General features: G+C 70.2%; 24 protein-coding genes. 10 read left to right on the forward strand and 14 right to left on the reverse strand.

Going from position 1 to position 22834, the window contains the following annotated elements; genetic code table 11:
• Both HUW62_RS32660 and HUW62_RS32665 read left to right on the forward strand, forming a co-directional pair.
• Window positions 1-979, forward strand: a 979-nt coding sequence (locus tag HUW62_RS32660; RefSeq protein WP_176436633.1) for a hypothetical protein, incomplete at its 5' end; no start/stop codon positions are given.
• Between the two features lie 65 nt (window positions 980-1044).
• Window positions 1045-1488: a low affinity iron permease family protein gene (locus HUW62_RS32665; protein WP_255203772.1), complete on the forward strand. Its 444-nt coding sequence runs from the start codon at window positions 1045-1047 to the stop codon at window positions 1486-1488.
• A 2-nt stretch (window positions 1489-1490) separates the two neighbouring features.
• Here the strand turns inward: HUW62_RS32665 and HUW62_RS32670 are convergent, their stop codons facing one another.
• From HUW62_RS32670 to HUW62_RS32680, 3 genes are read right to left on the reverse strand one after another with little or no spacing between them, the layout of a single operon-like run.
• Window positions 1491-2384: a YIP1 family protein gene (locus tag HUW62_RS32670; RefSeq protein WP_176436634.1), complete on the reverse strand. Its 894-nt coding sequence runs from the start codon at window positions 2382-2384 to the stop codon at window positions 1491-1493.
• A gap of 30 nt (window positions 2385-2414) precedes the next feature.
• Complete coding sequence (locus HUW62_RS32675; protein WP_176436635.1) at window positions 2415-4643, reverse strand: serine hydrolase domain-containing protein; 2229 nt, start codon at window positions 4641-4643, stop codon at window positions 2415-2417.
• Complete coding sequence (locus HUW62_RS32680) at window positions 4640-6103, reverse strand: SGNH/GDSL hydrolase family protein (protein ID WP_176436636.1); 1464 nt, start codon at window positions 6101-6103, stop codon at window positions 4640-4642. Before HUW62_RS32680 ends, HUW62_RS32675 begins: the two co-directional genes overlap by 4 nt.
• 296 nt (window positions 6104-6399) lie before the next feature.
• Between HUW62_RS32680 and HUW62_RS32685 the strand changes: the two genes are divergently transcribed.
• The 3 genes from HUW62_RS32685 (at window position 6400) to HUW62_RS32695 (ending at window position 7707) form a co-directional block, all read left to right on the forward strand.
• Entirely contained in the window at window positions 6400-6690 is a 291-nt protein-coding gene (locus HUW62_RS32685; protein ID WP_240356396.1) for a helix-turn-helix domain-containing protein, read from the forward strand.
• A 75-nt stretch (window positions 6691-6765) separates the two neighbouring features.
• The gene (locus HUW62_RS32690; RefSeq protein WP_176436637.1) at window positions 6766-7149 is read left to right on the forward strand and encodes a response regulator; all 384 of its coding nucleotides are present in this window, start codon (window positions 6766-6768) and stop codon (window positions 7147-7149) included.
• A 57-nt stretch (window positions 7150-7206) separates the two neighbouring features.
• The gene (locus HUW62_RS32695) at window positions 7207-7707 is read left to right on the forward strand and encodes a MarR family winged helix-turn-helix transcriptional regulator (RefSeq protein ID WP_176436638.1); all 501 of its coding nucleotides are present in this window, start codon (window positions 7207-7209) and stop codon (window positions 7705-7707) included.
• On the opposite strand, the gene HUW62_RS48140 is transcribed toward HUW62_RS32695, so the two are convergent.
• The 3 genes from HUW62_RS48140 to HUW62_RS32710 all read right to left on the reverse strand — a co-directional run bounded on the left by HUW62_RS48140 (window position 7708) and on the right by HUW62_RS32710 (window position 10325).
• Complete coding sequence (locus HUW62_RS48140; protein WP_217911684.1) at window positions 7708-7968, reverse strand: hypothetical protein; 261 nt, start codon at window positions 7966-7968, stop codon at window positions 7708-7710.
• A gap of 301 nt (window positions 7969-8269) precedes the next feature.
• Window positions 8270-9283, reverse strand: a complete 1014-nt coding sequence (locus HUW62_RS32705; protein WP_163866046.1) for an NAD(P)-dependent oxidoreductase — start codon at window positions 9281-9283, stop codon at window positions 8270-8272.
• Window positions 9284-9317: 34 nt separating this feature from the next.
• The gene (locus tag HUW62_RS32710; protein ID WP_163866045.1) at window positions 9318-10325 is read right to left on the reverse strand and encodes an NAD(P)-dependent oxidoreductase; all 1008 of its coding nucleotides are present in this window, start codon (window positions 10323-10325) and stop codon (window positions 9318-9320) included.
• 190 nt (window positions 10326-10515) lie between these two features.
• Here HUW62_RS32710 and HUW62_RS32715 point away from each other — a divergent pair, with 190 nt between their 5' ends.
• Genes HUW62_RS32715 through HUW62_RS32725 form a run of 3 tightly spaced genes read left to right on the forward strand, consistent with a single transcriptional unit; the run spans window position 10516 to window position 13090 of the window.
• Window positions 10516-11106, forward strand: a complete 591-nt coding sequence (locus tag HUW62_RS32715) for a TetR/AcrR family transcriptional regulator (protein ID WP_176436640.1) — start codon at window positions 10516-10518, stop codon at window positions 11104-11106.
• Window positions 11107-11158: 52 nt separating this feature from the next.
• Window positions 11159-12088 (forward strand): LysR family transcriptional regulator, encoded by a 930-nt coding sequence (locus HUW62_RS32720; RefSeq protein WP_176436641.1) that lies wholly within the window; start codon window positions 11159-11161, stop codon window positions 12086-12088.
• A 60-nt stretch (window positions 12089-12148) separates the two neighbouring features.
• Window positions 12149-13090, forward strand: a complete 942-nt coding sequence (locus tag HUW62_RS32725; RefSeq protein ID WP_163866042.1) for a pirin family protein — start codon at window positions 12149-12151, stop codon at window positions 13088-13090.
• Window positions 13091-13144: 54 nt separating this feature from the next.
• Here the strand turns inward: HUW62_RS32725 and HUW62_RS32730 are convergent, their stop codons facing one another.
• From HUW62_RS32730 to HUW62_RS32740, 3 genes are all read right to left on the reverse strand, one after another.
• Window positions 13145-14134: a LysR family transcriptional regulator gene (locus HUW62_RS32730; RefSeq protein WP_176436642.1), complete on the reverse strand. Its 990-nt coding sequence runs from the start codon at window positions 14132-14134 to the stop codon at window positions 13145-13147.
• 54 nt (window positions 14135-14188) lie between these two features.
• Window positions 14189-14788, reverse strand: a complete 600-nt coding sequence (locus tag HUW62_RS32735) for a hypothetical protein (protein ID WP_163866040.1) — start codon at window positions 14786-14788, stop codon at window positions 14189-14191.
• Between the two features lie 100 nt (window positions 14789-14888).
• Complete coding sequence (locus HUW62_RS32740; protein WP_176436643.1) at window positions 14889-16379, reverse strand: HAMP domain-containing sensor histidine kinase; 1491 nt, start codon at window positions 16377-16379, stop codon at window positions 14889-14891.
• A gap of 281 nt (window positions 16380-16660) precedes the next feature.
• Here HUW62_RS32740 and HUW62_RS32745 point away from each other — a divergent pair, with 281 nt between their 5' ends.
• Window positions 16661-17044, forward strand: coding sequence for a serine/threonine protein kinase (locus HUW62_RS32745; protein WP_163866038.1), 384 nt, complete (start codon window positions 16661-16663; stop codon window positions 17042-17044).
• On the opposite strand, the gene HUW62_RS32750 is transcribed toward HUW62_RS32745, so the two are convergent.
• Genes HUW62_RS32750 through HUW62_RS32765 form a run of 4 tightly spaced genes read right to left on the reverse strand, consistent with a single transcriptional unit; the run spans window position 17034 to window position 20009 of the window.
• The gene (locus HUW62_RS32750) at window positions 17034-18071 is read right to left on the reverse strand and encodes a hypothetical protein (RefSeq protein ID WP_176436644.1); all 1038 of its coding nucleotides are present in this window, start codon (window positions 18069-18071) and stop codon (window positions 17034-17036) included. The genes HUW62_RS32745 and HUW62_RS32750 overlap by 11 nt on opposite strands.
• A complete protein-coding gene (locus HUW62_RS32755; RefSeq protein ID WP_163866036.1) occupies window positions 18071-18445 on the reverse strand; it encodes a hypothetical protein in 375 nt (124 codons plus the stop codon). The genes HUW62_RS32750 and HUW62_RS32755 overlap by 1 nt, the downstream gene beginning before the upstream one ends.
• Entirely contained in the window at window positions 18442-19095 is a 654-nt protein-coding gene (locus tag HUW62_RS32760) for a hypothetical protein (RefSeq protein ID WP_176436645.1), read from the reverse strand. The genes HUW62_RS32755 and HUW62_RS32760 overlap by 4 nt, the downstream gene beginning before the upstream one ends.
• Window positions 19092-20009 (reverse strand): hypothetical protein, encoded by a 918-nt coding sequence (locus tag HUW62_RS32765; RefSeq protein ID WP_163866034.1) that lies wholly within the window; start codon window positions 20007-20009, stop codon window positions 19092-19094. The genes HUW62_RS32760 and HUW62_RS32765 overlap by 4 nt, the downstream gene beginning before the upstream one ends.
• A gap of 112 nt (window positions 20010-20121) precedes the next feature.
• On the opposite strand from HUW62_RS32765, the gene HUW62_RS32770 reads away from it, so the two are divergent.
• Entirely contained in the window at window positions 20122-21336 is a 1215-nt protein-coding gene (locus HUW62_RS32770; protein WP_368670523.1) for a glycosyltransferase family 4 protein, read from the forward strand.
• A gap of 46 nt (window positions 21337-21382) precedes the next feature.
• Here HUW62_RS32770 and HUW62_RS32775 read toward each other — a convergent pair whose 3' ends face one another.
• On the reverse strand, window positions 21383-22573 hold the full coding sequence (locus HUW62_RS32775; protein ID WP_176436647.1) for a glycosyltransferase: 1191 nt from the start codon (window positions 22571-22573) through the stop codon (window positions 21383-21385).
• Window positions 22574-22834 lie beyond the last annotated feature (261 nt).

Genomic DNA, 22834 nt, shown 5'->3' on the forward strand with positions numbered 1-22834 from the left:
GCCCTCGTTCGCGCTCTCGCTCCTGCAGGACGCCGCTCCTTCCGGCTGTACCTGGATACGCCAGGACCCCACGGGCATACGCAAGGCCCTGGCCACCGTGGATGCCCCCTGCGAGCGCCTGGGCCTGGCCTGGAGCCCGGACGGCAAGCAGGGCGCGCTGGTGGACCGGGGCAACGGCACTCTGCCGCCCCGCGCCTGGAAGGTGGACTTCGACGCCCCTCAGGCCCTCACGCCGCTCGCACTCCCAGACGAGGGCCATACGGACTCACTTGGCTTTGACGCACAAGGCCGTGTCGTCGCGCTCGTGTCCCAGTTGGAGGGGCTGACGCGCAAGGAGGAGCGCGGCGAGGAGGTCTTCGTCGTGGACGGCCGCCGGCTGCCGGTGCCGGAGGAGACGGAGGGCAGCCCGGCGGGTCTTGCTCACGCGTACCGCCGCGAGGGCGAGACGTGGAAGCGAATCGAATCCGTGGCGACGGTGTACGAGAGGGAGGACGCACCGGGCACGACGGCGCTGGCCACCGCGAGCCAGTTGGTGTCCTCGACGTTCGGCGCGGACCCGGATGCGCCCGCGGCGACGGAGCTGACCGAGGACAGCGAGGCGGCGCGCCTGGACGCGGTGGTGAAGGACAAGGGCCACACCGAGTACGGCGCCTGGGTCGCGCTGGAGACGCACGGTGGCCCGCTGTACGCATGGCGGGCGGCGCGCGAGCTGCCGGTGCTGATGCCACCGCTGCGCTGGGAGGCGAATGATCGCCTCTCCGAGCCGGAGGCCCTGTCGCTGGAGCCCACGTCGGTGGTGGAGCTGCGCGTGCGGGGAGCCCTGCTGCTCGTGGCGTCGGACCACAGCGCGCGCATCTACGACGCGCGGAGCAAGAAGCGCCTGGCCCAGCTCGACGGCGTGCATGGCGCGCGCTTCTGGCCCAAGCAGCGCACCGTCACCGCCGCCCTCCCGTCCTCGGGGACGTCCGCCGGGCAGTAGCGTCCGGCCGCAGGGCGAGCAGGCGCTCGGGCAGCGTCCAGACAACCAAGCCGACCCTCGCGCTCATGCCCATCCTTCCGGGGATGCATGAGCGCTTCCACAAGTTCGCCCAGGGCGTCTCCGAGCGCGTGGGCTCCGTCCAGGCCCTGCTTGTCGCCGTGTCCGTCGTCCTGCTCTGGGCGGTGTCGGGGCCGCTGTTCCACTTCAGCGACACCTGGCAGCTCGTCATCAACACCTCGACGACCATCATCACGTTCCTGATGGTGTTCGTCATCCAGGCCACGCAGAACCGGGACGCGAAGGCCATCCACCTCAAGCTCGACGAGCTCATCCGCGCGCAGAAGCACGCGCGCGATGAATTCACGGACCTGGAGGACGCCACCGAGGAGGAGCTCGCGGAGCTGACCCAGCAGTTCAAGCGCGTGCACGCGCGCGCCCGACAACGCCACCTCGCCCAGGGACACGATGACCGGCACGAGTCCCCGCCGGACGCGGACCCGAAGCACTGAGCCTACGGAGACCTCATCAGGGTCGCCATCATCGCGGCGTAGCCACCCACACCCAGGCAGCAGGTGACGACGGGCACGAACAGCGCGCCGAACGCCGCCTGCCCCCAGCCCACGCGATACAGCTTCTGGTACGCGGCCACCCGCGCGCCGGCGCTCCAGAAGGGCATCACATACATGCCGCAGAAGGGCACCAGGCCTATCAGGTAGACGCCCTGGGACAGGGCATGTCCGCGCAGCGTCGCGGTGAACGTGCTCGGCGCGCCCGCCATCCGCAGCACCAGATGGTCCAGCGCGGACGCCACCACGGTGATGCCCACGCTGAAGAGGGGCATCAACACCATCCAGAGGAAGAAGAAGAACACGACGGCGCCCCGGAAGAAGCCGGGGCCCGGCTCGTCCAGCCCTCGGGACGCGAGGTTCTCGTAGGGAACCACCAGCAGGACGGCGAAGTAGAGGAGCGTGGTGACGAAGTAGCCGGCGAGCGCCGTGAGCAGCGCGAAGAAGAGCGAACTGCCCACGCTCCCCTCCGGTGACATCCGGCCGAAGGTCGCGCCCGGACGCAGCATCACGTCCACGCACGTCGTCCAGAACGCCTTCGCCCAGCCCAGCTCCGCGCGCTGGTCCCACGCGAGCGGCGAGTACGGCGAGCGCTCATGACACCGCGCGCAGACCAGCTCGCCGTGAGGCCCCTCGCGCAGACACTCCGAGCACGCGAACGCGCCGCAGCGCGTGCATGCATGAAAGCTCATCCACTCCGGATGGATGGCGCAGACGGCCACCTGCGAGTCGGAAGGCGGAGCGACCAGGAGGGAGGCGCCACACGCCGCGCAGCGCCGAGCGCCGGGTGCGAAGGGGGCCTGACAGAAGGGACACGGGATGCCGGACACGCGAGGCATCCTCGCACAGTCCTCCCGAAGGGCCTCGGCTCACAGCGTCTGACGCGGACGCACGAGCCCGTGGTCATCCGGCACGGGGCCCGAGCCACGGTCCACGCCCGCCCGGTTGGCCGGCGGCTCGGACGAGGACGGCTCCGGACGGGCCTCTCGCGCGCGACGGGCCTGCCGCAGGGCCGCCTTCGCCTCCGCCTTGTGGCCCTGGGCCTTCTCCCGCTTCGCCAGCGCGTCCCACAGCTCGGGCGACTCCGGGTGCAGCGCCACGCCCGCGCGCAGCAGGCCCAACCCCACGCGCGGCGGCGCCTCCGAGTCCATCACCACACGCTTGATGAACGACATCGGCGCCAGGGACACCGCGCCCTGCGGCGTCGCCAGGGCCTCCTGAAGGTGCGCCAGCACCTCTCCGTCCCGCTTCACCGTGAGCAGCGCCTGGGACAGCGCCCACCGCGCGTCCACGCTCCTGGGATGAAGCTCCACCGCCCGCTCCAGCCAGCGCACGCGATTCACGGCCTGCTTGCGCCAGGCGAAGCCCTCCGCGATGCGCAGCAGCTCATCCGAGTAGTCCGGCCGCACGTCCGGCGACAGCGCCGCCGCCTTCTTCAGCGTGGGCCAGTGCGGCTCCGGGTTCTGCTCCTCGTCCAGCCGCAGGCGCAGCAGCGCCGGCACCTCCGCGCGCTTCCACCCCGCGACGAAGCGCAGCAAATCCGCGCGCAGCGGCTCGCCGAAGCGCTCCGTGTCCGGCACGCCCTGCGCCTCACACGCCGCCAGGTAGTCCGCGAAGAACGACAGCGGCCCCTCCGCCGGGTACGCCAGCAGCCGCTCCGGACCGTGGGCCTTCTCCAACGTGCGCGCCATCTGCGCACCCACGCGGATGAAGACGGAGCCCAGCTTCGGGTCATGCCCGCTGCGGATGCGCTCCAGCGCTCCCTTCCCGTCCTTGCCGATGCGCTTGCGGTCCAACAACTCCGACACGCGAGCAAAGGCGCCCGGGAGGTCCTCGTCCGGCGGCAGCGTGCCCGGTCCGCGCGTGGCCCACAGGTGGTACGCCAGGCCATAGCTGGCGATGCGGCCCAGGCCCTCGTACACCACCGAGTCCACCGGGTCCGTGAAGTGCGCGTCCCTGCGCGTGACGCCACCCTCCAGCACGCCCTCCATCAACCGGATGGACAGGCGCCGCAGCCGCTTCGCCTCGCCCTCGATGTTGGTGGCCAGCGCAATCACCGTGTCCTCGGCGGGGAACATCACCAGCAGCGTCGTCGTCTCCGGTTGCCCTCCCGCGTGCGCCACCAGGTAGTGGCCGCGCAGCGGATAGGTGGCGAAGCCCATGCCGTAGTCCGTGAGGCGCCCGTCGCTCGTGGCCATGGAGGCCTGCATCTTCCCCATGGTGTCGCGCGTCACCAGCCGGTGGGCCAGCACCGCGCGGCCAAAGCCGAGCATGTCCCCCACCGTGGCCCGCGTCCCACCGCCACCGAAGCGGCTGGACACGTCCAGGAAGCGCGAGGGCTTCAGCACGCCCTCCTTCACGCGGTAGCCCACCGCCTGGTGCTCATCGCGCGTCGCGGTGACGTCCAGGTCCGCGTGCTCCATCCCCGAGGGCTGGAAGACCTTCTCGCGCAGGTAGTCGCGGTAGGACTTCCCCGACGCGGCCTCCACCGCCGCGCCCAGCAGGTTGTAGCCCCAGGTGCTGTACAGGTAGCGGGTGCGCGGCTCGAAGGCCAACGGCTTCTCGGAGAAGGCGGAGATGGCCTCGAGCGTGCTCACCGGCTTCACGTTGTTGCTGGAGGCCACCCCGTCATACGTGGGCACCCCGCTCAGGTGTCCCAGCAAATCCTTCACCGTGACGGTCCACTGCTTCGCCGGGTAGCCCGGCACCAGCGTGTGGATGTCCGCGTCCAAATCCAACTTCCCCTGCTCCACCAACTGCAACACGGCCACGGCGGTGAAGGACTTGGTGACGGACGCCATGCGGTACGTCGTGCGCGGCGTCGCGGGCAGGCGTTTGGCCATGTCCCGCAGGCCATAGCCACACACCCAGCGCTGGGCCCCGCGCGTGACACCCACCGTCAGCCCCGCGACGGGCCCCTGCGACAGCTCCGCGCGGACGATGGCGTCCAGCGCCCGCGTCACCTCGGGAGCGAACTCGCGAGGACCGTCGACGGCCTCCGCGTTGACGGGCTCGCACACCGGCGAGAGGCGCGGCGCGGACAGCGCCGGAGTCGCGAGCAACCACAGCGCGGCGAAGAGCCACCTCGGCGTCATCATGGCGCGGCCTCCACGCTCGAAGTGGGAGGGCTTCCAGCGGCGGGCGCCAGCGAGGCCACGCGGCGGGAGGCGGGCGGCGTCTCCACCCAGGCGCGCAGCAGCGCGTCCGTCACCAGGTGCCCCAGCACATCCAGCCCCCGGCCGCGCGGGTGCACCAGGTCTTCGTGCATGAAGCCGGACTGGTGGAAGCGCGACAGCGCGCCCTTGCCGCCCATGGCCTCGTAGAGGTTGAAGAAGGCGCACCCCTCCGCCTGCGTCACCTCGCGCTCCGCGTCGACGACGGCCTCCAGGAAGGGGCGCTGCGTGAAGGCCTTGCCCTGGTCCTTCGAGTCGCGCACCGCGTCCATGGGCCCCACCACCAGACAGGCGCTGCTCGGCGCGGCCACGCGCGCGCGACGCAAGAGCGCGCCCAGGTCCGTGCGCAGCGTCTCCAAGTCCGTGCGCTTCCACTCCAGGCGCTTGGACTCGTTGCCGCCCAGGAAGAAGACCAGCAACCGGGGCTCGCGCTCCGCCAGTTGAGAGCGCAGCGCCGCGTCATCCAGGCGCGCATAGAGGCTCGCGTCCGCGGACGGCACCCCGAGCATGTCCAGGACGATGCCGGGCCGAGCCTGCTGCAACACCACGCCCTGCACCACCGCGCCCTTCGCCTCGGCGACGATGTCCACCGACGTCGTGCCCGGGGGCAGCTCGAAGCGCGTGGCCTTCGACTCGCCACTCCCCGCGGGCTCCGTCCGCGCCAGCACCGTGTCTCCACCCAGCACCGTGAGCGCGCCGCCCTTCGGGACGTCCAGCCACCACAGGGTGCCGCGCGGCTCGCCCTCCAGCTTGAAGCGGCTGCGCGCCCGGGCGACGGTGGCCACGTGGTACACGCCGGTGATTCCGAACGGGTGCGGGGGCTTGCGCAGCTCGCCCAGCGTGCGGGGCTCCCACCCGCCCTTGCTGTAACCGGTGCGTCCGCGCCCGCCGTAGGGCGCCATCCGGTCCACCAGCAGCACGCCCCGGCCCGCGGCGCCGAAGCCCGCGCCCAAATCATCTCGGAGGATGTCCACGATTCGGTCCCCCGCGATGAGCGAGTTGCCGAAGGCCTCGATGACGGTGGGCCCCGTCGCCGTGCCCGAGGACAGCGCGTCCAGCGACTCGAAGAAGGGCGCCAGCGCGGTGCGCTCGCAGCCCGAGCCCCCAGGCGCCACGCATGGGTCATCCACCTTTGTCCCGAGCGCCCCCAGCTTCACCGCCAGCGCCTGCGTCGCGCGCGTGCGCTCCGTGGGCTCCGGCGCCACCCGCCGTGGGGCGTGCGCGGGCGCTCGCGCCACCGCCGCCGGAGGCACCGGGACAGGCTCCCGAGCAGCGGTGAGCGGGCGGACCTCGGAACCAATTTCACAGGCGGCCAAGAGGCCACAGCAGGCCAGGACGTGGAACACGGCCCGCCGTCCACCCCACCCGACTTCCGAATGCGTCATGCGGCGTGCAGCGTAGACGAACTCTTCCGCCCGCGCATTTTCCCGGCGCGCCAGCCTCCCTGCTCCTCGGGGGAGCGCCGGGCGGAGGCACGCTCGCACCTTGCCACCTGGTTTCCCGCAACCCTGCGACACACAGGGCCTCCGAGTGGGCGGACGTGCGAAGTCCTGGGTCCAACCGTCAACACCTTCACTTCACTTGGGCCAAGGCGTCCCCAGATTACCCGTCACCAAATATGGAGAAAGCGAAGAACAAGGTAGCGAACTGGACGAGGTTCCATCGCAAATTCGGCGGTCATGTGCGCGAGCTTCGCGTCAACAGGACGCTCACACAGGAGGCCCTCGCGGAGCGGTGCGACCTCTCCGTGGATGCCATCCGACGCATCGAACGCGGAGCGTTCTCTCCGTCGCTGGATACGCTCGGCAAGCTGACGACAGGCCTGGACGTGTCGCTCAAGACGCTCTTCAACGGCTTCGAGCAGGAGCGCACTGAAGAAGTGGCGGAGATCTGCGACTTCCTCTCCGGCCTCTCTGGCCAGGAGGTGAAACTCGCCTGGAGGGTGCTCCAGGCCATGTTCGAGGAGACCTGAGGACCTCTTCTGCCGGTGTGAACCGGCAGATGTTCCCTGTACCTCACATCCACGCTGTCCTAGGGGAGACCTCTCATGCCAGGCGCCTCCGAAGGAACCTTGCTCGTCGTGGAGGATGACGCGGACCTGCGAGCGTCCGTTGTCGACGTCCTCACGAGCGCGGGCTACCCCAGCGCGGTCGCGAAGGATGGACTGGAGGCGCTCACCTGGCTGGAGGTGCACGGGCGGCCTTCGCTGGTGCTGCTGGACATGGAGATGCCTCGCATGGACGGGCGCGCCTTCCTGGAGCGCGTCACCCGCCACCCCGCATGGGCCGGGCTGACCGTGGTGGCCCTGACGTCTCGCCCGGTCCACCATCCGGCGGTGCTCGACACCCTGCTCAAGCCCTTCGACGGGCACGCCCTCCTGGAGCACGTGCCCCACTGGCTGCGACGCTCGCGCCCTCCCGTAAAGAGCTGAAGCACGATTCCATTGCGCGCAATGGACCTGGGCCGCATGTTGCAGGGAGGAACCGCCATGCCCCAGCCCAAGAAGCGTGTCGACGCGCTCCACCTCGACGAGCAGCTGTGCTTCACCCTCTATTCGACGGTGCACCTGCTCAACCGGACGTACCGGCCGCTCTTGGAGGAGCTGGGCCTCACCTACCCCCAGTACCTGGCGATGATGGTGCTGTGGGAGGAGGACGACGTCACGGTGAAGGCGATGGGGGAGCGGTTGCTCCTCGACTCGGGGACGCTGACGCCGCTGCTCAAGCGGCTGGAGGCGGCGGGCCTCGTCAAGCGTGAGCGGGACATGCTGGACGAGCGCCAGGTGCGCATCCGGCTGACGACCCCGGGCCGCGCGCTGCGCTCGAAGGCGGAGTGCGTGCCCGTGTCCATCCTGGAGGCGTCGGGGCTCGCCGTGGAGGAGCTGCGGGACTTGAAGGCCCGCGTCCTCGCCGTCCGCGAGGCGCTGAGCGCGCGGCTGGAAGAGGAGCCCCCGCCCCCAACCGCGAGCCGGCGTCGCAAGACGGGGTAGCTACACCTGCGTCTTGAGGACGTCCTTCAGCCCGTTGGTGCCCTTCTCCACGATGCGGCTCACCAGGTCCAACACCTGCGCGTAGCGGTACATGGACGCCTGGAGCGACAGCAGCTCCGCGTTGGAGTAGCGCGAGCCGGAGGACGCCGACCGGATGAGATGGTCCATCACGCGCTGGCCCTGCTCCAGCTCCTGCACGAAGCGGGAGATGCCGTTGAGCACCGTCCCGTCCATCTTCGCCACCGGGGGCACCACGCCCACGGAGGCGACTTCCTGAGGAGCGCTCGGACTCGAGACGGGGTTCGTCTTGTCCGCGAGAACGCCCTCGAACCGGGAAAGCTCGAACTTCTCGGCTGCGACACGTGTGGGAGGCGGTGCGGAATGCGGCGGAAGCGACACGGGTGCGGCGGACAGCGGGCTCGTCATGGGATGAGGTTCCCTCTGGGTGCGGAGCAAGGCGCCAATCGCGAGTATCCGCGCCAGGGCTGACAGCCTCCTGGCACGGCGTAAGAGCCCCTCCTCCGGAGTCGTCCCACGCTGGAGCGCGGGTCATCCCCCCACGTCACGCACGTTGAATCCGTGTACCCCACGCCTTCAGGCGCTCGATGACGTGGGCCGAGTCTAACACGCATTCAGGTGAAAAAATTCCAGGTCCAACGGGCGCGGCGCCCACGAGTCCCACCAGCCGTTCCACCGCGAGCGCCACGCCCCGTCCACTCAGCCCCGAGTGAACATCCCCATCAACGAGCGTGTAACGGACATGCTTCATCGTCCCTTCCGGCGACTCACCGGTCAGCTCGATGACGACCTCGTGGCCCGGTCCCTGGCCGGGTTTCCGGCTGGATGCGGCCCGAAGCGCGAAGTCGAGCCGCACCGTGCTCGCGTCCGTCACCGCCGCGAGGGTGGCCACGTCCAGCAGGGGATAGGCGCGGCCCTGCCACTGCGTGCCGTCCGCGCCTTGGAAGGTCCGCGTCACGTCCTCCTCCGCGGTGGCCCAGAGGAACTTCCCGTCCTTGCGAATCAGCGGGCTGGGCACGCCCTTCGTCAGGCGCGCCATGTCTCCGCTGGCCGCCGGACCTCCCACGTCCTCCTCGTCGAAGACGGCGCCAATCTGGATGGCGTGGACCTTCTTCAATTCGCGCGCGAACTGGAGGGTGGCCAGGGCCACGGTGCCGCCCAGGAAGTGCCCCAGGAAGAGCACCGGCGCGGCGGTGGGGTGCTGGATGTGGAGGGCCACCGCCGGGCCGATGTCGAAGACGAAGTCGGAGAAGGAGACGTACGGGACACCTTTCGCCTGCGCGTACTTCATCGAGCGCAGTGAGTCGTCCTTGAGCAGCACCACCACCGCGCTGAAGGCGGCGTCCGGTGGCAGCCCCAGGTCCTCGCGCTCCAGGTCGATGCGCACGGCCTCCGCGTGGCCCAGCTCCCGCGCGAGCGTCGCGGCCTTGTTCACATCACGTCCTCCGATTCGGAGGGCCAGCTCCGGGTGCAGTTCGCGCAGGGCCTTCACGGCGCGGCGTCCGACGACGCCGGAGCCACCGATGACGAGGACGGGCTTCAGGTTCGATGCGTTCATGTTGGGACTCCTGTGAGGAGAAGAAGCAGGGACATCACGCGCGACGAAGCCGGGTGCCGGACTCCTGGAGTCGGCGCAGCAGGTACTCCGGCTCGATGAGGACATGGGGGAGGTAGAGGCCCGGTGCGACGGGCGCGCCTCCCGCGAGCCCGAGCAACCGCTCGACGCCCACGGCGACACCCACCGCCGTCATCGGTGCCTGCCCCTCCGGGTGCATCAGCTCGTGACGCACGCGCGCCCGGGTTCCGTCGTGCAGCGTGCCTTCCAGTTCGAAGATGATTTCGGTGGAGAAGGGCTCGCCACGGCGGCGCGGCGCGGAGGTGCCGATGGCGACATCGAAGCGGATGGACTTCGCCTGCGTCGCGGCGGCGAGGCTCGGGGCGTCCATCAGCGAGTACGCCTGGCCCTGGAGGTCATTCCCCTCGGTGTCGCGGAAGGTGCGCAGCGCCTCGGCCCCGCCCACCCAGCGCCACTGTCCGTTCTCCAGGATGAGGTTGTTGGGCGCGGCCTTCTGCCGCTCCAGGTCCACGTACGCGGCGGCCCCGCCCACGTCCTGCTCGTCGAGCACGGCGCCGATGGCGATGGACTCCAGCGCGCGGAACTCCCGAGCGAACTGGAGCACGGGCAGCGTGGCGGCGCCCACCAGCCAGCTGCTGCCCAGGAAGATGGGCGAGCGCGTGGGCTGATGCATGTGGAGGGCGACCTCGGGAGCGACCTCGAACAAGGCCGTGGAGATGCCCAGGTACGGCAGCCCGTGCATCTGCGCGTACCGCAGCGAGTTCAGCGTGTCGTCCTTCACGAACAGGACGACGGCGCTGTAGGCGCGGCTCGCGGGCTGGCCCAAGTCAGGCCGGGACAGGTCCACCGTCGCCGCGTCGGCGAGGCCGACCTCGCGGGCCACGGCCTGCGCGCGGGCCAAATCCCGGCCGCCAATCGTGAGCGGCAGGTCCGGTTGCAGCCGGCGCAAGGCCTTGGCGGCCTGGGAGCCGACGACGCCCGAGCCACCAACGATGAGGACGGGTTTCCGAGTGTTCGAAGACATGACGGGTGCGCTCCCCTGCCCCATGGGGCAGTGGTTGAAGGTGCCGGCGGGCCGGCGGAAATGGCGCTGCGTTGACCCTACTTAAAGTAAGTTACTAAAAGTAGGTTCGCCACGATTTCGACGCGGTGGGGGTCCGGTTGCGCGTCCGCGTCGAGGCGACTAAGCCCCAAGGGTGCCGTCGCGACGTCCCATGAGTGAGCCCACCGCCAAGAAGCTTCCCAAGGCCCAGCGACGCGAGCAGTTGCTCGACGTGGCGATGACGGTGGTGAGGCAGGAGGGCACGGACGCGCTGACGCTCGGTCACCTCGCCGAGCGCGCGGGCGTCAGCAAGCCCATCCCCTACGAGCACTTCCAGTCGCGCGCCGGGCTGTTGATGGCGCTGTATGAGCGCCTCGACGCGAAGCAGGTCACCCAGCTCGAGGAGGCGCTCCAGCGCACGCGGCGCAAGCTGGAGGACGTCGCCAGGGTGATGAGCGGCGCGTACATGAACTGCTATGTGACGCTCGGCCCCGAGCAGCACGCCATCACCGCCGCGCTCAAGGGCGACGGGCAGATGGAGAACTTCTATCAAGGCGTGTTGGACAACTACGTGGACTTCTATCGGGACACGCTCGCGCCCTACTGCGAGCTGCCGAAGGAGACCCTGCGGCAGCGCTGCGTGGGCATCATCGGCGCGGCGGAGGCGATTTCCCGCGACATGCTCCGGGGCGCCATCTCGGAGAGCACCGCCGCCGCGACGCTGAGCTCGCTCATCGTATCCTGGCTGTCCGCGCGCAAGTAGGGCAAGGCCCGCCACGCGTGCAACGCCCGCGTCGATGTGATGCAGTCGCCAGGTGCTCGACAGCGTCACCATCGACCAGCTCAGGACGCTCCGCGCGGTGGCCGAGGAGGGCAGCTTCTCCGCGGCGGCCCGGCGCCTGGGCCAGGGACAACCCGCCGTCAGTCAGGCCATGCAGCGTCTGGAGAAGCAGCTCGGCCTGCGCCTCTTCGACCGCAGCAGCCGCGTCCCCCGCCTGACGATGAAGGGCGAGGCCGTGGTCGCCGCCGCGCGGCGACTGCATGACGACCTCGCGACGTTCCAGACCGTCGTCGGCCGCCTCAAGAGCGGCGAGGAGACCCAGCTCGCGCTCGTCGTCGACGCCATGTTCCCCACGCCCGCGCTGCTGTCCTTCGTGAAGGAGCTGGCGGAGGCACACCCGGAGGTGGAACTGACGCTGGAGGTGGAGCTGCTCTCCGCCGTGACGGAGCGCCTGCGCGAGCGCAAGGCCACGCTCGGAATCGCGGGCGCGGACCTGGACCTCACCGGCCTGGAGCAGCGCCCCATCGCGCTCCTGCGCATGCTCCCCGTCGCCGCGCCGTCACACCCTCTCGCGAAAGTGAAGGGCGTCATCACCGACGAGCACCTCGCCACCACCACCCAGCTCGTCCTCAGTGAGCGTCTGCCCACTGGAAAGGCGGGCACGGCGGACCGGGGCGTCTTCTCGGCGAAAAGCTGGCGCGTCGCGGACCTGATGACGAAACATGCCCTCATCCTCGGTGGGCTCGGCTGGGGCCACGAGCCCGAGCACCTGGTGAGCGAGGACCTGGCGGCGGGGAGGCTGATGCGGCTGCGGCTCGCCGCCTATGAGGGCGGGCCTCCGCCCCAACGGCCCCTCGCCCTGGTGCGCCGCAAGGGCACGCCGCTGGGCCCGGTGGCGACGTGGGCCTCCAACCGGCTCACCTCGCTCTGCCAGCTCGCGCTCGCGGACCATCACACGACGTGATGCTAAGCATCATGTGCGGGAGCGATTTACACACCCGCCCTGGCCCTTACGTTCTGTGTCATGAGCACCACGACCCAGACACTCACTCCCCCCATCGTTCCCCACGCGCTTCCCCGTGCGCGGACGCTCGAGAGCGTCCACGGCGGCGGGCCCTTCCACTGGGTCGGTGACGGCTTCCGCGTCAAGACACTCGTCCCCAGTGGCGGCGTTTCGCAGGAGCGCGTCAGCCCCTTCCTGCTCCTGGACCACCATCCTCCGCATCACTACCCTGCCCTCGCGAAGGGGCAGCGGGGCGTCGGCTGGCATCCGCATCGCGGCTTCGAAACCGTCACCCTCGCGTTCGAAGGCAACGTCGCGCATCGCGACAACGCGGGCCACTCGGGCGTCATCGGCCCGGGCGACGTGCAATGGATGACGGCGGCGTCCGGCATCCTCCACGAGGAGTACCATGAGCATGCCTTCTCCCGACGCGGTGGCGTCTTCGAGATGCTTCAAATCTGGGTGAACCTGCCCCGCGCTCACAAGCGGGCCGCGCCGGGCTACCAGCCCATCACCGCGACCCAGATTCCCACCGTCCCCGTCGAGGGCGGCACGGTGCGAGTCATCGCGGGCGGCTTCAACGACACCCAGGGCCCCGCGCGGACCTTCACGCCCATCTCCCTGCTCGACGTGCGGCTGAGCGCGGGGACGGACCTCCAGGTTCCGCTGCCGAAGCACCACAACGCCATCGTCCTCATCGCCTCCGGTCGCGTGTCGTCCGGCGGAGAGACGGCCACCGAGGGGGAGCTCGCCCTCTTCGCCAACGACGGCGAGTTCCTGTCCCTGCGTGCCGACACGGACACGCACGTCATCATCCTCGCGGGTGAGCCCCTCCGCGAGCCCATCGTCCATCTGGGCCCCTTCGTCATGAACAGCCAGCGCGAAGTGCTGCAGGCCATTCACGACTTCGAGTCCGGCGGCTTCGGTGAAATCCCGGAGGACGCCCCCGTCGCCTCCCCGTGACGAGGTGAGCGGCGAGCACGCTGAACGCCCCTGGACCACCGGGTCCAGCGGGTGTCAGCGGCTCCGGGCGCGGCGCGAGGACCCTGACGATGGGGTCTTCGCGCGCGCCTCTGTGCGAGCCGGCGGCATGTCCTTCAACACGTCCAGCAGCAACTGCCGGAAGTAGCGCGAGCCGGGGTCCGCGTCCGTGCGGGTGTGCCACATGAGCGACATCGTCATGGGCGCGGGCGCGGGCACGAACTGCAGGCGCTTCAAGGGCAACATGGCGCACAGGACGTCCGCGGTGCGTCCCGGCATGCCCGCGATGTAGTCGGTGCGCGTGGCGGCCATGCCCGCGGCGATGAAGTGGGAGACGGCGAGCGCCGAGCTGTACTCCAGGCCGTTCTCCTTGCGGAACCGCTCGAACATGGAGCGCCCCACGCCCGGGCGGCCCTGGGTGATGACGATGTCGATGTGCTTGCAGGCGTTGAACGCCTCCCGCGTCAGCACCGTCCCGTGGATGAGCGGGTGGTCCTCGCGGACGACGAAGGCCACATCCTCCAGGTAGAGGTCCTCCACGCAGAAACCCTCCCGCGTGGCCACCAGCCGAGGCCCCAGCGCGACGTCCACCTCGCCTGTCGCCATGCCATCCGACGCGACGAGGAAGTCGATGCTCACCACGCGCAGCCGCGCCTGTGGCATGCGGCGCGCGAAGGCCTCCACGACGCGGGGCACGTCGCAGACGTCCTGGTTGTCACCGCAGGCCAGCGTGAAGCGGCGCGTGCTCTCCTCGGGCAGGAAGCGCTGGCCATCCACGGCCACCTGGAGCTGCGCCACCGCGTTGACGAGCAGCGGCCTCAACTCCTCGCAGCGAGGCGTGGGCACCAGCCCCTTCCCCTGCCGCACCAGGAGCGGGTCTCCCAACAACTCCCGCAGCCGCGCCAGCGCGTTGCTCACCGCCGACTGGGTGACGTGGAGCTGCCGTGCCGCGCCCGTGGCGCTCCCCGTCTCCAGCACCGCGTGCAGCACGAGGAACAGGTTGAGGTCGATGGCCGAGAGATTCATGGCGGGGCTGGCATACCGCACCCGCCCTCACTAGGACACTCGGGCCCACCGCGCTCAGGAGCGCTGCGCGCCCGAGAGCATGGCCGCCATCTGGGGGTCCAGGCGGAACGACTCGAAGAAGCCCTCCGCGTCCTGGGGCGGCTTGCCCTCCGGGTGCAGGAGGAGCTGCTGATAGAGGCGCGGGCCCACCAGGTAGAAGCGGCCTCGCAGCCGGCGCGGCCCGGAGACGCCCTCCACCTCCCAGCCCGGGAAGCCCTCCAGCGTCAGCGGCTTCGAGGAGACGCCCGTGGCGCCCAGGGCCTCCAGCGCGCCCAGGCTGGCGCGGGACACCACGTCGCTCGGCTTCGCCTGCGACACCGCCGCCGAGGGGAAGTCCGTGTACGAGACGTAGTACGCCGTGTCCGACTCCGGACGGACGGCGATGAACGTGTGGAGTGTCACCTCGCCCACATCCGTCACTTGGGAGCGGCGCTCCTGGCTCACCGGCCCGGGCAGCGCGACGGAGAAGCCGCCTTCCGTGGACTGGACGACAGAGGCGGGGGCGGCGGGCTTCGCGGCCTGGGCCTCGGGCGCCGGTTGGCGGGAGGCACACGCCCCCAGTCCCCCCACGGACAGCAGGATGGCGAGCGGCGCGACTCGGCGCGAAATCTTCATGTTCCAGGCGACTCCTGTCATGGAGCCCGGAAGGTACGTCCGACGCCTCGCTGGCGCACCCAGAGACTCCGACGGAAGCACGGGACGCAACGCTTTGCGTCTAGTGCAGGGCGTCCGGAGGCACCACGGCTCCCGCATCCGGATGCTCCGCGGCGCCCGCCGCCTCCGGGGTGACGAGGGCCAGCCGGACGCAGAACGTCGAGCCCACGCCGGGCGTGCTCTCCACCTCGATGTGCCCGCCATGCGCCTCGACGATGCGCCGGGCGACGGACAGCCCCAGCCCCACGCCCGGGGCGCGCTTGCTCCGGGCATCCCCCAGTCGCTGGAAGGGGGCGAACAGCATGCTCTTCTCGTCCTCGGTGATGCCCACGCCCTGGTCCTTCACGATGAGGAGCACGTCGTCCACCTCGCGGCGCACCGCCACGTCCACGCGGCTGCCGGAGGGCGAGTACTTCAACGCGTTGCTGACCAGGTTGGCCATCACCTGCTCCAGCCGGTCCGGGTCCCCGCGCACCAGCAGCGGCGTCTCCGGCACGTCGAGCTGCAACACGTGTCCGCCGTCGCTGGAGCGGTACAGCTCCACCACGCCCCGCGCCAGCTCGCGAGCGTCGCGCACCTCCGGCCGCAGCTCCAGCTTGCCCGCCTCGATGCGGGTGGAGTCGAGCAAATCACCCACCATCCGGTCCAACCGCTCCACCTGCCGTCCCACCAGCGCCAGCGTGCGCTGCATGCGCTCCGGCGTGAGCTGCGCGCGGCTGCGCTCGGTGAGCGCGGTGGACAGCTTCAGCGCGGACAGCGGATTGCGAAGCTCATGGGCCACGCCGGCGAGGAAGGCGAGCTGCTGCTCCTGCTGGTGCGTGAGGCTGTTGGCCATCTCGTTGAAGGTGCGCGCCATGTCGCGCAGCTCCGTGGGCCCCGCCACCGGCGCGCGGGTGCGCTTGCGGCCCGCGCCGAAGCGGCGCATGGCCTGGCTGATGTCGCGCAGGGGCTGCCACGCGATGCGGCGCAAGAGGAAGGTGCCCGTCACCAGGCCCACCAGCAGCAGGCCGCACAGCACCAGCCCCACGACGTTGCCCATCCGGTTGAGGTCCGCCGAGGACTCCCGTGCCGCCCGGGCTTCCTCCACGTTGAGCTGGACCAGCCGCTCCAACGAATCCAGCGCGGCGTCCAGGGAGGGGATGGCCCGCTGCGCGCGCAGACGCTGGGGCAGCTCGGCGGCCCCTCGCTGGGCGACGAGGTAGGCGTCGAAGTTCTTGTCCACCTCCCGGATGAGCCCCTGCTCGGTGGGGCCGGAAGCCGTCCTGTTGAGGGCGTCCAGCAGGCGGGGGAACGAGGACTCGATGCTCTCGAGTGTCCTTCCCCGGATGAGCGTCGACGTCGCCTCCACGGGGCCCGCCACGCCGCTGAGCCGGAAGTGGATGAGCAGGTCGATCTCCAGCTCCTCCGCCAGGTGGAGGCCCTCCACGGAGTTGCCGAGCGTGTTCGCCGAGTGGTTCTGCGCGTTCGTCAGGGCGATGAGCGCGCTGGCGGCCACGAGCGTCAGCAGGGCGAGTCCACCCATGATGGCGGCGAGCCAGGCGCGCAGACTCATGTCGCCTCCGGATGCGTCGGGCGGACGCCACGAAGGACCTGGCTCTGGGCGGGGAAGCTCACGGTTGGGACCTCGCGGAAGCCGAGGGCGGGTGTGGATGCGACGCCCCCTTCATGACTGGAGGAACAAGGACAGGACGATGGGGATTCACCGGGTGGACAGCAACCGGGCGTGGTGGGGGGTTCCCCGCACGGCATCAGCGCCGGGAGAGGGCAATCGTGCTAGGGAAGGTCGGACGTGGCGGGCGAGCGTGAGCTCCCCTGGCCGCGCGCGAGGCCACCATGGACATGCTCCCCCAGCCGGTACGTACCCTGAAGTTCGATGGTTTCTGGCGCTGGCTCCAGGAACACACCCAATGCATCCTCCGGTGCGGCTCCGTCGACGCGATGCTGTATGACCACGACGACTTCCACTGGCTGCTCTTGGAGGAGGACCGTCAGCACATCATCCAGGTCCTCAAGGGCAAGGTGCTCGTGGGCGAGCTGGTGATGGCGGGCCGCGAAGTCACCGAGGTGAATGTGGCGCCGGACCCGGACTCGGGCACGCAGGGCCACTTCCTGGTGGAGTTGATGAGCGGGCCGAAGGAAGACCCGCAGGTCGTCTACCACTTCATCATGGCGCACGGCATCGACCCGGCGCCGGGCCACAAGGACCTCAAGCACTGAGCACGGCGCGCTCGATGAGCGCCACCGCGTCCCTGGCACCCCCGGAGTACGTCTCCGGCGCGCGCGCGACGCGAGGGCCCACCAGCGCGACGACTCGCTCCATCAGCTCCGCCTCGGTGCGGGCCAGCTCCTCCGGACGCAGCCGCACCGCCTGCCTGTCGTAGCGCCGGGCCCGCGCCAGGGCCACCAGCGGAGTGCCCGTCACGCGAGCCTCCTGCACGGTGTTGTACCCGCCCGCGCCCACCAGGATGTCCACCCCTGGCATCACCGCCAGCGCCGGCCACACGCGCACGGGTTGGAGCAGGTTGCGCGTGGGCGCACCGGACTTCGAGGGCCGCACGGGGAACCAGGGCCCGGGAGGTGCCAGCCACCGCACCGGCGCCAACGCCCCGAGCCGCGCCTGGAGCCGCGTGGCGATGGCGCCCGCCTCCGCCACCTCCTCCGCGTTGCCGCTGCCCATCACCGCCACCAGCGGCCGCGCATCCTCCGGGTCCACGCCGAGCTGCTGTCTCGCCTGCGCGCGGCTGAGCCACTCGTCGCGCTCCAGGAGGAGCCAGGGCGCGGTGCGCACGGCGCGCGGGTGCTGGGAGAAGGGCGCGTCCTCACCGGGGACGAGCAGCAGGTCGAAGTCCTCCACCGCCGCCGCGACGTTGAAGCGCTCCACGTATGTGGGATTCAAGTCGCGGTGCACCAGCACCTTGCCCATGCGCAGCCCGGGCAACAGCGGCGCCAGCTCCCCCGCGAGTCCCCGCGGGAAGGTGTCCACCACGAGGACCTCGGGACGCACGCCGTCGAGCAGGCACTCCACCGCCTCGCGCACCGCGGCCTTGGCCAGGTCCGGGTTGAGCCGGTGCACATGGGCACCCGCGCCCAGCACGTCCTCCAGTGGGACGTCCGGAGCGAAGACGCTGTTCGTCACGACGGTGACGCGGTGTCCCCGTCGGGCCGCCACGCGCGCGAGTCCACAGGCGCGGGTGAAGTGACCCATGCCTCCGCCCAACGCGTAGATGAGCCAGCGCGCGCCCATCAGCTTCCGCCCAGGTCCTCCTCGAAGGAGGCATCTTGCTCGTGCCGCAGGCTCTCGCCGTCGGCCTCGGTGAAGTCGTGCGGGTCCTTCGAGGCGCCCCGCGACCACGAGGAGCCCGAGCCGTAGTAGCCGTATTCCGTGTAGTAGGAGCTCGCGTCGTCCGAGTCCTCGTTCGTCGAGCCGTCGTCCTCCGAGTCGCCGCTGCCCAGGGCCGCGCAGCTCGTGCACACGAGGGCGTCCTCCTGACTCGTCAGGTGCGCGTCACAGACGCGCTTGCCGCAGCGCGGGCACAGCGCGCCGGCGGGCAGGCCGCACGGGTGGGAGAACAGGAAGCCCGTGCTCACCTCGCAGCCGTCGGTGGAGAAGGGACTCATGGCGCGGACTCGGACGGCGGCGTCTGGATTTGATGGAGCAGCGCCACGCGGAAGGGGAGGTCCAGCTTCTCGAAGGCGAGACACGCCGCCGCGTCCGCGCGCACCAGCGACTTGGTGGCGAGCAGCGTCTTGCCGCCGGGCTCGCGGAGGGACACCTTGCCTTCGCGCACCTTCACGCGGGCGACCTCGGTGCCGGAGGCATCTTCGATGCGCGCGCCCTCGTTGTCCGAGGACACGGTGTAGAGCAGCGCGCCCTTCGCGTCGGTGAGCCGCCAGCCGGAGCCCTGCCGCGCGAGGGTGTAGAGCACCTGCCGCTGCTCGCCGTCCCTCACGGTGAGCGCGCCGCCCGCGGAGCCGACGACGTAGCCCAGGGCCGTGTCATCCGGACCGGACACCTTGAGGGCGGCGCCCTTCCACTTGTAGCGGGCGAGCTCGCGGTCCTCTCCGTCCACCAGCTTGGCGCCATCATCCTTGGGCTTGAGGGAGAAGCGCTCGCGGTCGTCGGCGTCCTTGAACTTGAGCTTGCCCGGGAGGGGGACCTCGTCGCCCGCGGTGGCGGCCTGTGTCTGGGAGGACGGAGCCTCGGAGCCCGACGGACGCGAGCAGGCGGCGGTGAGGAGGAGGCTCAGCAGGAGCGCGCGGAACGTCATGGAGAGGCCCTCGCGGGGAGTTGCTTGCGCTGGGAGGTGGAGAAGTTGAGCACCTGGTAGAGGCTCAGCAACATCATGAGACACGTGCGGGTCGCATCTCGTGAGGGAAGCTGCACGTACTCGGCTGCCTCCCAGTCGGAGTCCATCCGGGCGCGCAGGCCGAGCCGGTCGTCGGACACCTCCAGCTTCGTGAGCGCCACCGTCGGAGGGAGCTTCACCGCCGAGCGGGCCGCGCTCTGGAGTCGGGCGAGCCCGGGGTGGCGCTCGGGCTTCACGCGAAGCTGGGCCTGGAGGTACGTGCCGCTCTTCTGCTTGTGCTTCGTCTTGTACTTGCCCCCGGGACTGCGGCGGGTGCGCGAGCGCTTCTGGAGCCACTCGGTCATCGCCAGGCGCAGGTGCGTGCCGTCGCGCAGACGGGCCTGGAGCGACAGCCACGGGTCCTCGAACTCATTCGTCTTCCACGTGCCCGCCATGCCCTTGCCCTTCCACTTGGCCTTGTGGTCGATGGCGTGGAAGTCCAACTCCAGCGACACGGGCTCCTCGGGAGCGATGTCACGGCCCAGCCGTCGCAGCAACAGCGTGGGCAGTTGGTAGCGGCGGTCCTCCAGGTCGTTCCGGCCGAACCGGAAGGCCTTGAACAGGAGGACGACCATGACGATGAGCAGGCCGATGCCCCCGAACAGCAGGCCGCTCGTCAACGTGGGGTTGAGCTCGGAGTCGAGGACGTTCGACAGGACGAACAGGCCCGCGCCCACGCCGCCCACGATGAAGGCCCGCCGCTGCCAGCGGCGCTTGACGACATCCATCTCCACGTCGAAGCGCGCGAGGACGCCCAGGTCTTCCATCAGCTCGGAGACGGGCGCGGTGTTGCTGTAGCGCTTCTCCGTACGAAAGCGGTCGATGTCGAAGGCCAAGGCGGCAGCTCCCCTTCGGAGCCAAGGAACGAGCGCGGAGTGTATGGGTCGGCGAGGAGCGGGGCAAACCGTCCGGTTTGCCGAGCCGGGTGAGCCGCGATACCACGCGGGCGTGGCTTCCGCGTCCGGCATCATCTACGCCTCTTTCGACCGCTTTCCCGCTCCCAAGGGAGCCGCCGTGCACATCCGAGCCTTCGTGGAGGCCCTGGGTACTGCCTTCGGGGACGTGGACCTGCTGGCGCTGCGAGAGGGCCCCACCGCGAGCGCGGCCCCGCATCCACTCGTGGAGGGAGTGACGTATCACCCACTGGATGCGCGGGGGCGGGACCTGGTGGCGCAGGCGTTGTCGTTCCGCACGCATCTGGCGGCGTGGTGGCGGAACAGACCCCGGGCCAAGGTGGTCCACGTGCGCTCCATCTTCGAGGGCTATCCGGTGGCGCGGAGGAAGCAAGCGCTGACGGATGCGCTGGTGTTCGAGGTGAACGGGCTGCCATCGATTGAACTGAAGTATCACCACCCGGACGTGGCGGAGGACGCGGAGCTGATGCTCAAGCTGGTGGCGCAGGAGGACGCGTGCATCGCGAGCGCGGATCTGCTGGTGACCCCCAGTGAGGTGACGGCGGAGTACCTGGTGAAGCGGGGCGCGGAGGCGTCGCGCGTGCGGGTGATTCCGAACGGCGTGGAGCTGGAGGTGTTTCGTCACGCGTCGCCGCGATTGTTGGAGCCTGGGCAACCGGTGCGGCTGCTCTACAGCGGGACGATGACGTCGTGGCAGGGAGTGCATCACGCCATCGATGCGCTGCGGCTGTTGCGAGCGGAGATGCCCGCGGTGCTGACGCTGGTGGGGCCGCTGCGCAAGCACCAGCGGAGGGCGATGCTGGAGCGGTGTGGCGATTTGCTGTTGGAGGGAGCGGTGGAGCTGCGCGAGGCGATGCCGCAAGACGCGCTGGCGGCGCTGCATCACGAATGCGACGCGGTGCTGGTGCCGCTGCCGGTGAATGACCGCAACTGCGTGCAGGGCTGCTGTCCGCTGAAGCTGTTGGAGGCGATGGCGTCGGGCACGCCGGTCATCGCGTCGAACCTGCCGGTGGTGCGGACGCTCGCGAGGCACGATGAGGTGTTGCTGGTGAGGCCAGGCTCACCGAAGGCCATCGCGGAGGCGGTGAAAGACCTGCGAGCCAGTCCCGAACTCGGACCCTCGCTCAGTGCGAGAGCCCGCGCCCGTGTGGAGCGCGACTTCACCTGGACCCGAGCGCGGGAGGCACTGGTGGTGGCCTATGAGGAGCAGCTCGGACTGAAGAGAAGGCGCGAGGCTGAACACGGGTGACCTGTCCGCACGCTTCGGGAAGCTGCGGCGAGCGTCGCGCGAACCCTCAGCCCACTCTGGGCACCGCGCGGGCCAGCACGCGGCGCAGCACCTCCGCCTCGGCATCGGACTGAAACCGCTCCAGGATGCGCCTGCGCGCGGCGGAGCCAATCGCCGCCCGGTGCTCCGACGACAGCGACAACACGTCGAGACACGCCTGCCCGAGGTGATTCAACAGGGCCTTCGACACGAGGAATCCGTTGCGCTGATGGTCGACGGCCTCGGGGATGCCACCCGCGTCACTGGCGATGACGGGGCAGGCACACGCCATCGCCTCCAGCAGCGCGTTCGGCATCCCTTCCCACAGTGACGGCTGGAGATACACATCGCACAGGCGCAGGTGCGCGGCGATGGCCTCGGGTGTCTCCAACGCGCCGGAGACGATGATGCGAGCACCGTCCTCGGGATGCTCCGCGCGGTAGGCAACGAGGTGCTCCGCGTCGCGTGGACGCACCTCACCGATGACGAGCAGACACGCGGGCCGAGCCCGCCGCACCTCCGACAGCGCGGAGAGCAGGAACGGCAGTCCCTTCTTGTGACGCAGCTCCCCCGAGAACCCGAGCACCACCTCGCCTGGAGCGATGCCGAGCCGCTCGCGCAGCGCCGGGTCCGCGAGCCCCGGTGAGAACACCTCGGTGTCGACGGCGTTGGGGATGACCTCCACCCGAGCATCCTTCCCGAGCAACAACCCCATCTTCCGACCCAGGTCGGCGGAAGCAGCGGTGAGCACATCCGCGCGCTGGAGCGTCCACAGGAGCCGAGCGAAATCCCCGGGAGGAAACATGTGCTGGTCCACGTCATTGCCCCGAGCACTCACCGTGGATGCAATCCCCACCGAGGCAGCGAACACGACGGCGAGGAATCCCGGCGGCGACAGGTAGTGCCCCCATACCAGGTCATAGCGCCGCTTCGAGTGCAGATAGTCGAGCACATCCAGCGTGTGTTGCATCGACAGGTCGCTGCTTCCGAACAGGCCCAGCCGATGCAACGTGACACCGCGAGCAAACGGCGTCACCTCGCCCGCGTCATCCAGCGTGCTCAAAGCGCCTGGAGCCGCCGTGCGCGTCCACGCGAGCACGTCCACCCGAGCCCCCAGTCGAGCCAGGGCGCCAGCAGTGCGAGCGCCACTGCGAGCAAGCCCTCCGATATCGGGCGGGAAGCGTTCAGCGAGGAGAAGGACACGAGGAGAGCCAGCCATGGGACCGAATCTACCCGGCCCCGGGCGACCCACCCGATGGGAACCCACCTCGCGAGGGTTCCTGGTGCTGCCCGTGAATAAACCCCGCCGCCCTCCGTCCAGGGGCACGGTGGAGCCATCCCCTTGGTACGGCCGGACCCCCAGGCTCCCCCGGAGGCACGTCACACATGCACGCGCGTCGTTGGTGGGCAATCGCGCTCGCGGGAACACTTGCGGGCTGCATCGTGGAGCCCCAGGGTCCCGACTGGGACGACTGGGATG

Origin of the sequence: Myxococcus sp. AM011 (assembly GCF_013372595.1) — a bacterium.
Classification (GTDB): Bacteria; Myxococcota; Myxococcia; order Myxococcales; family Myxococcaceae; genus Myxococcus; species Myxococcus eversor.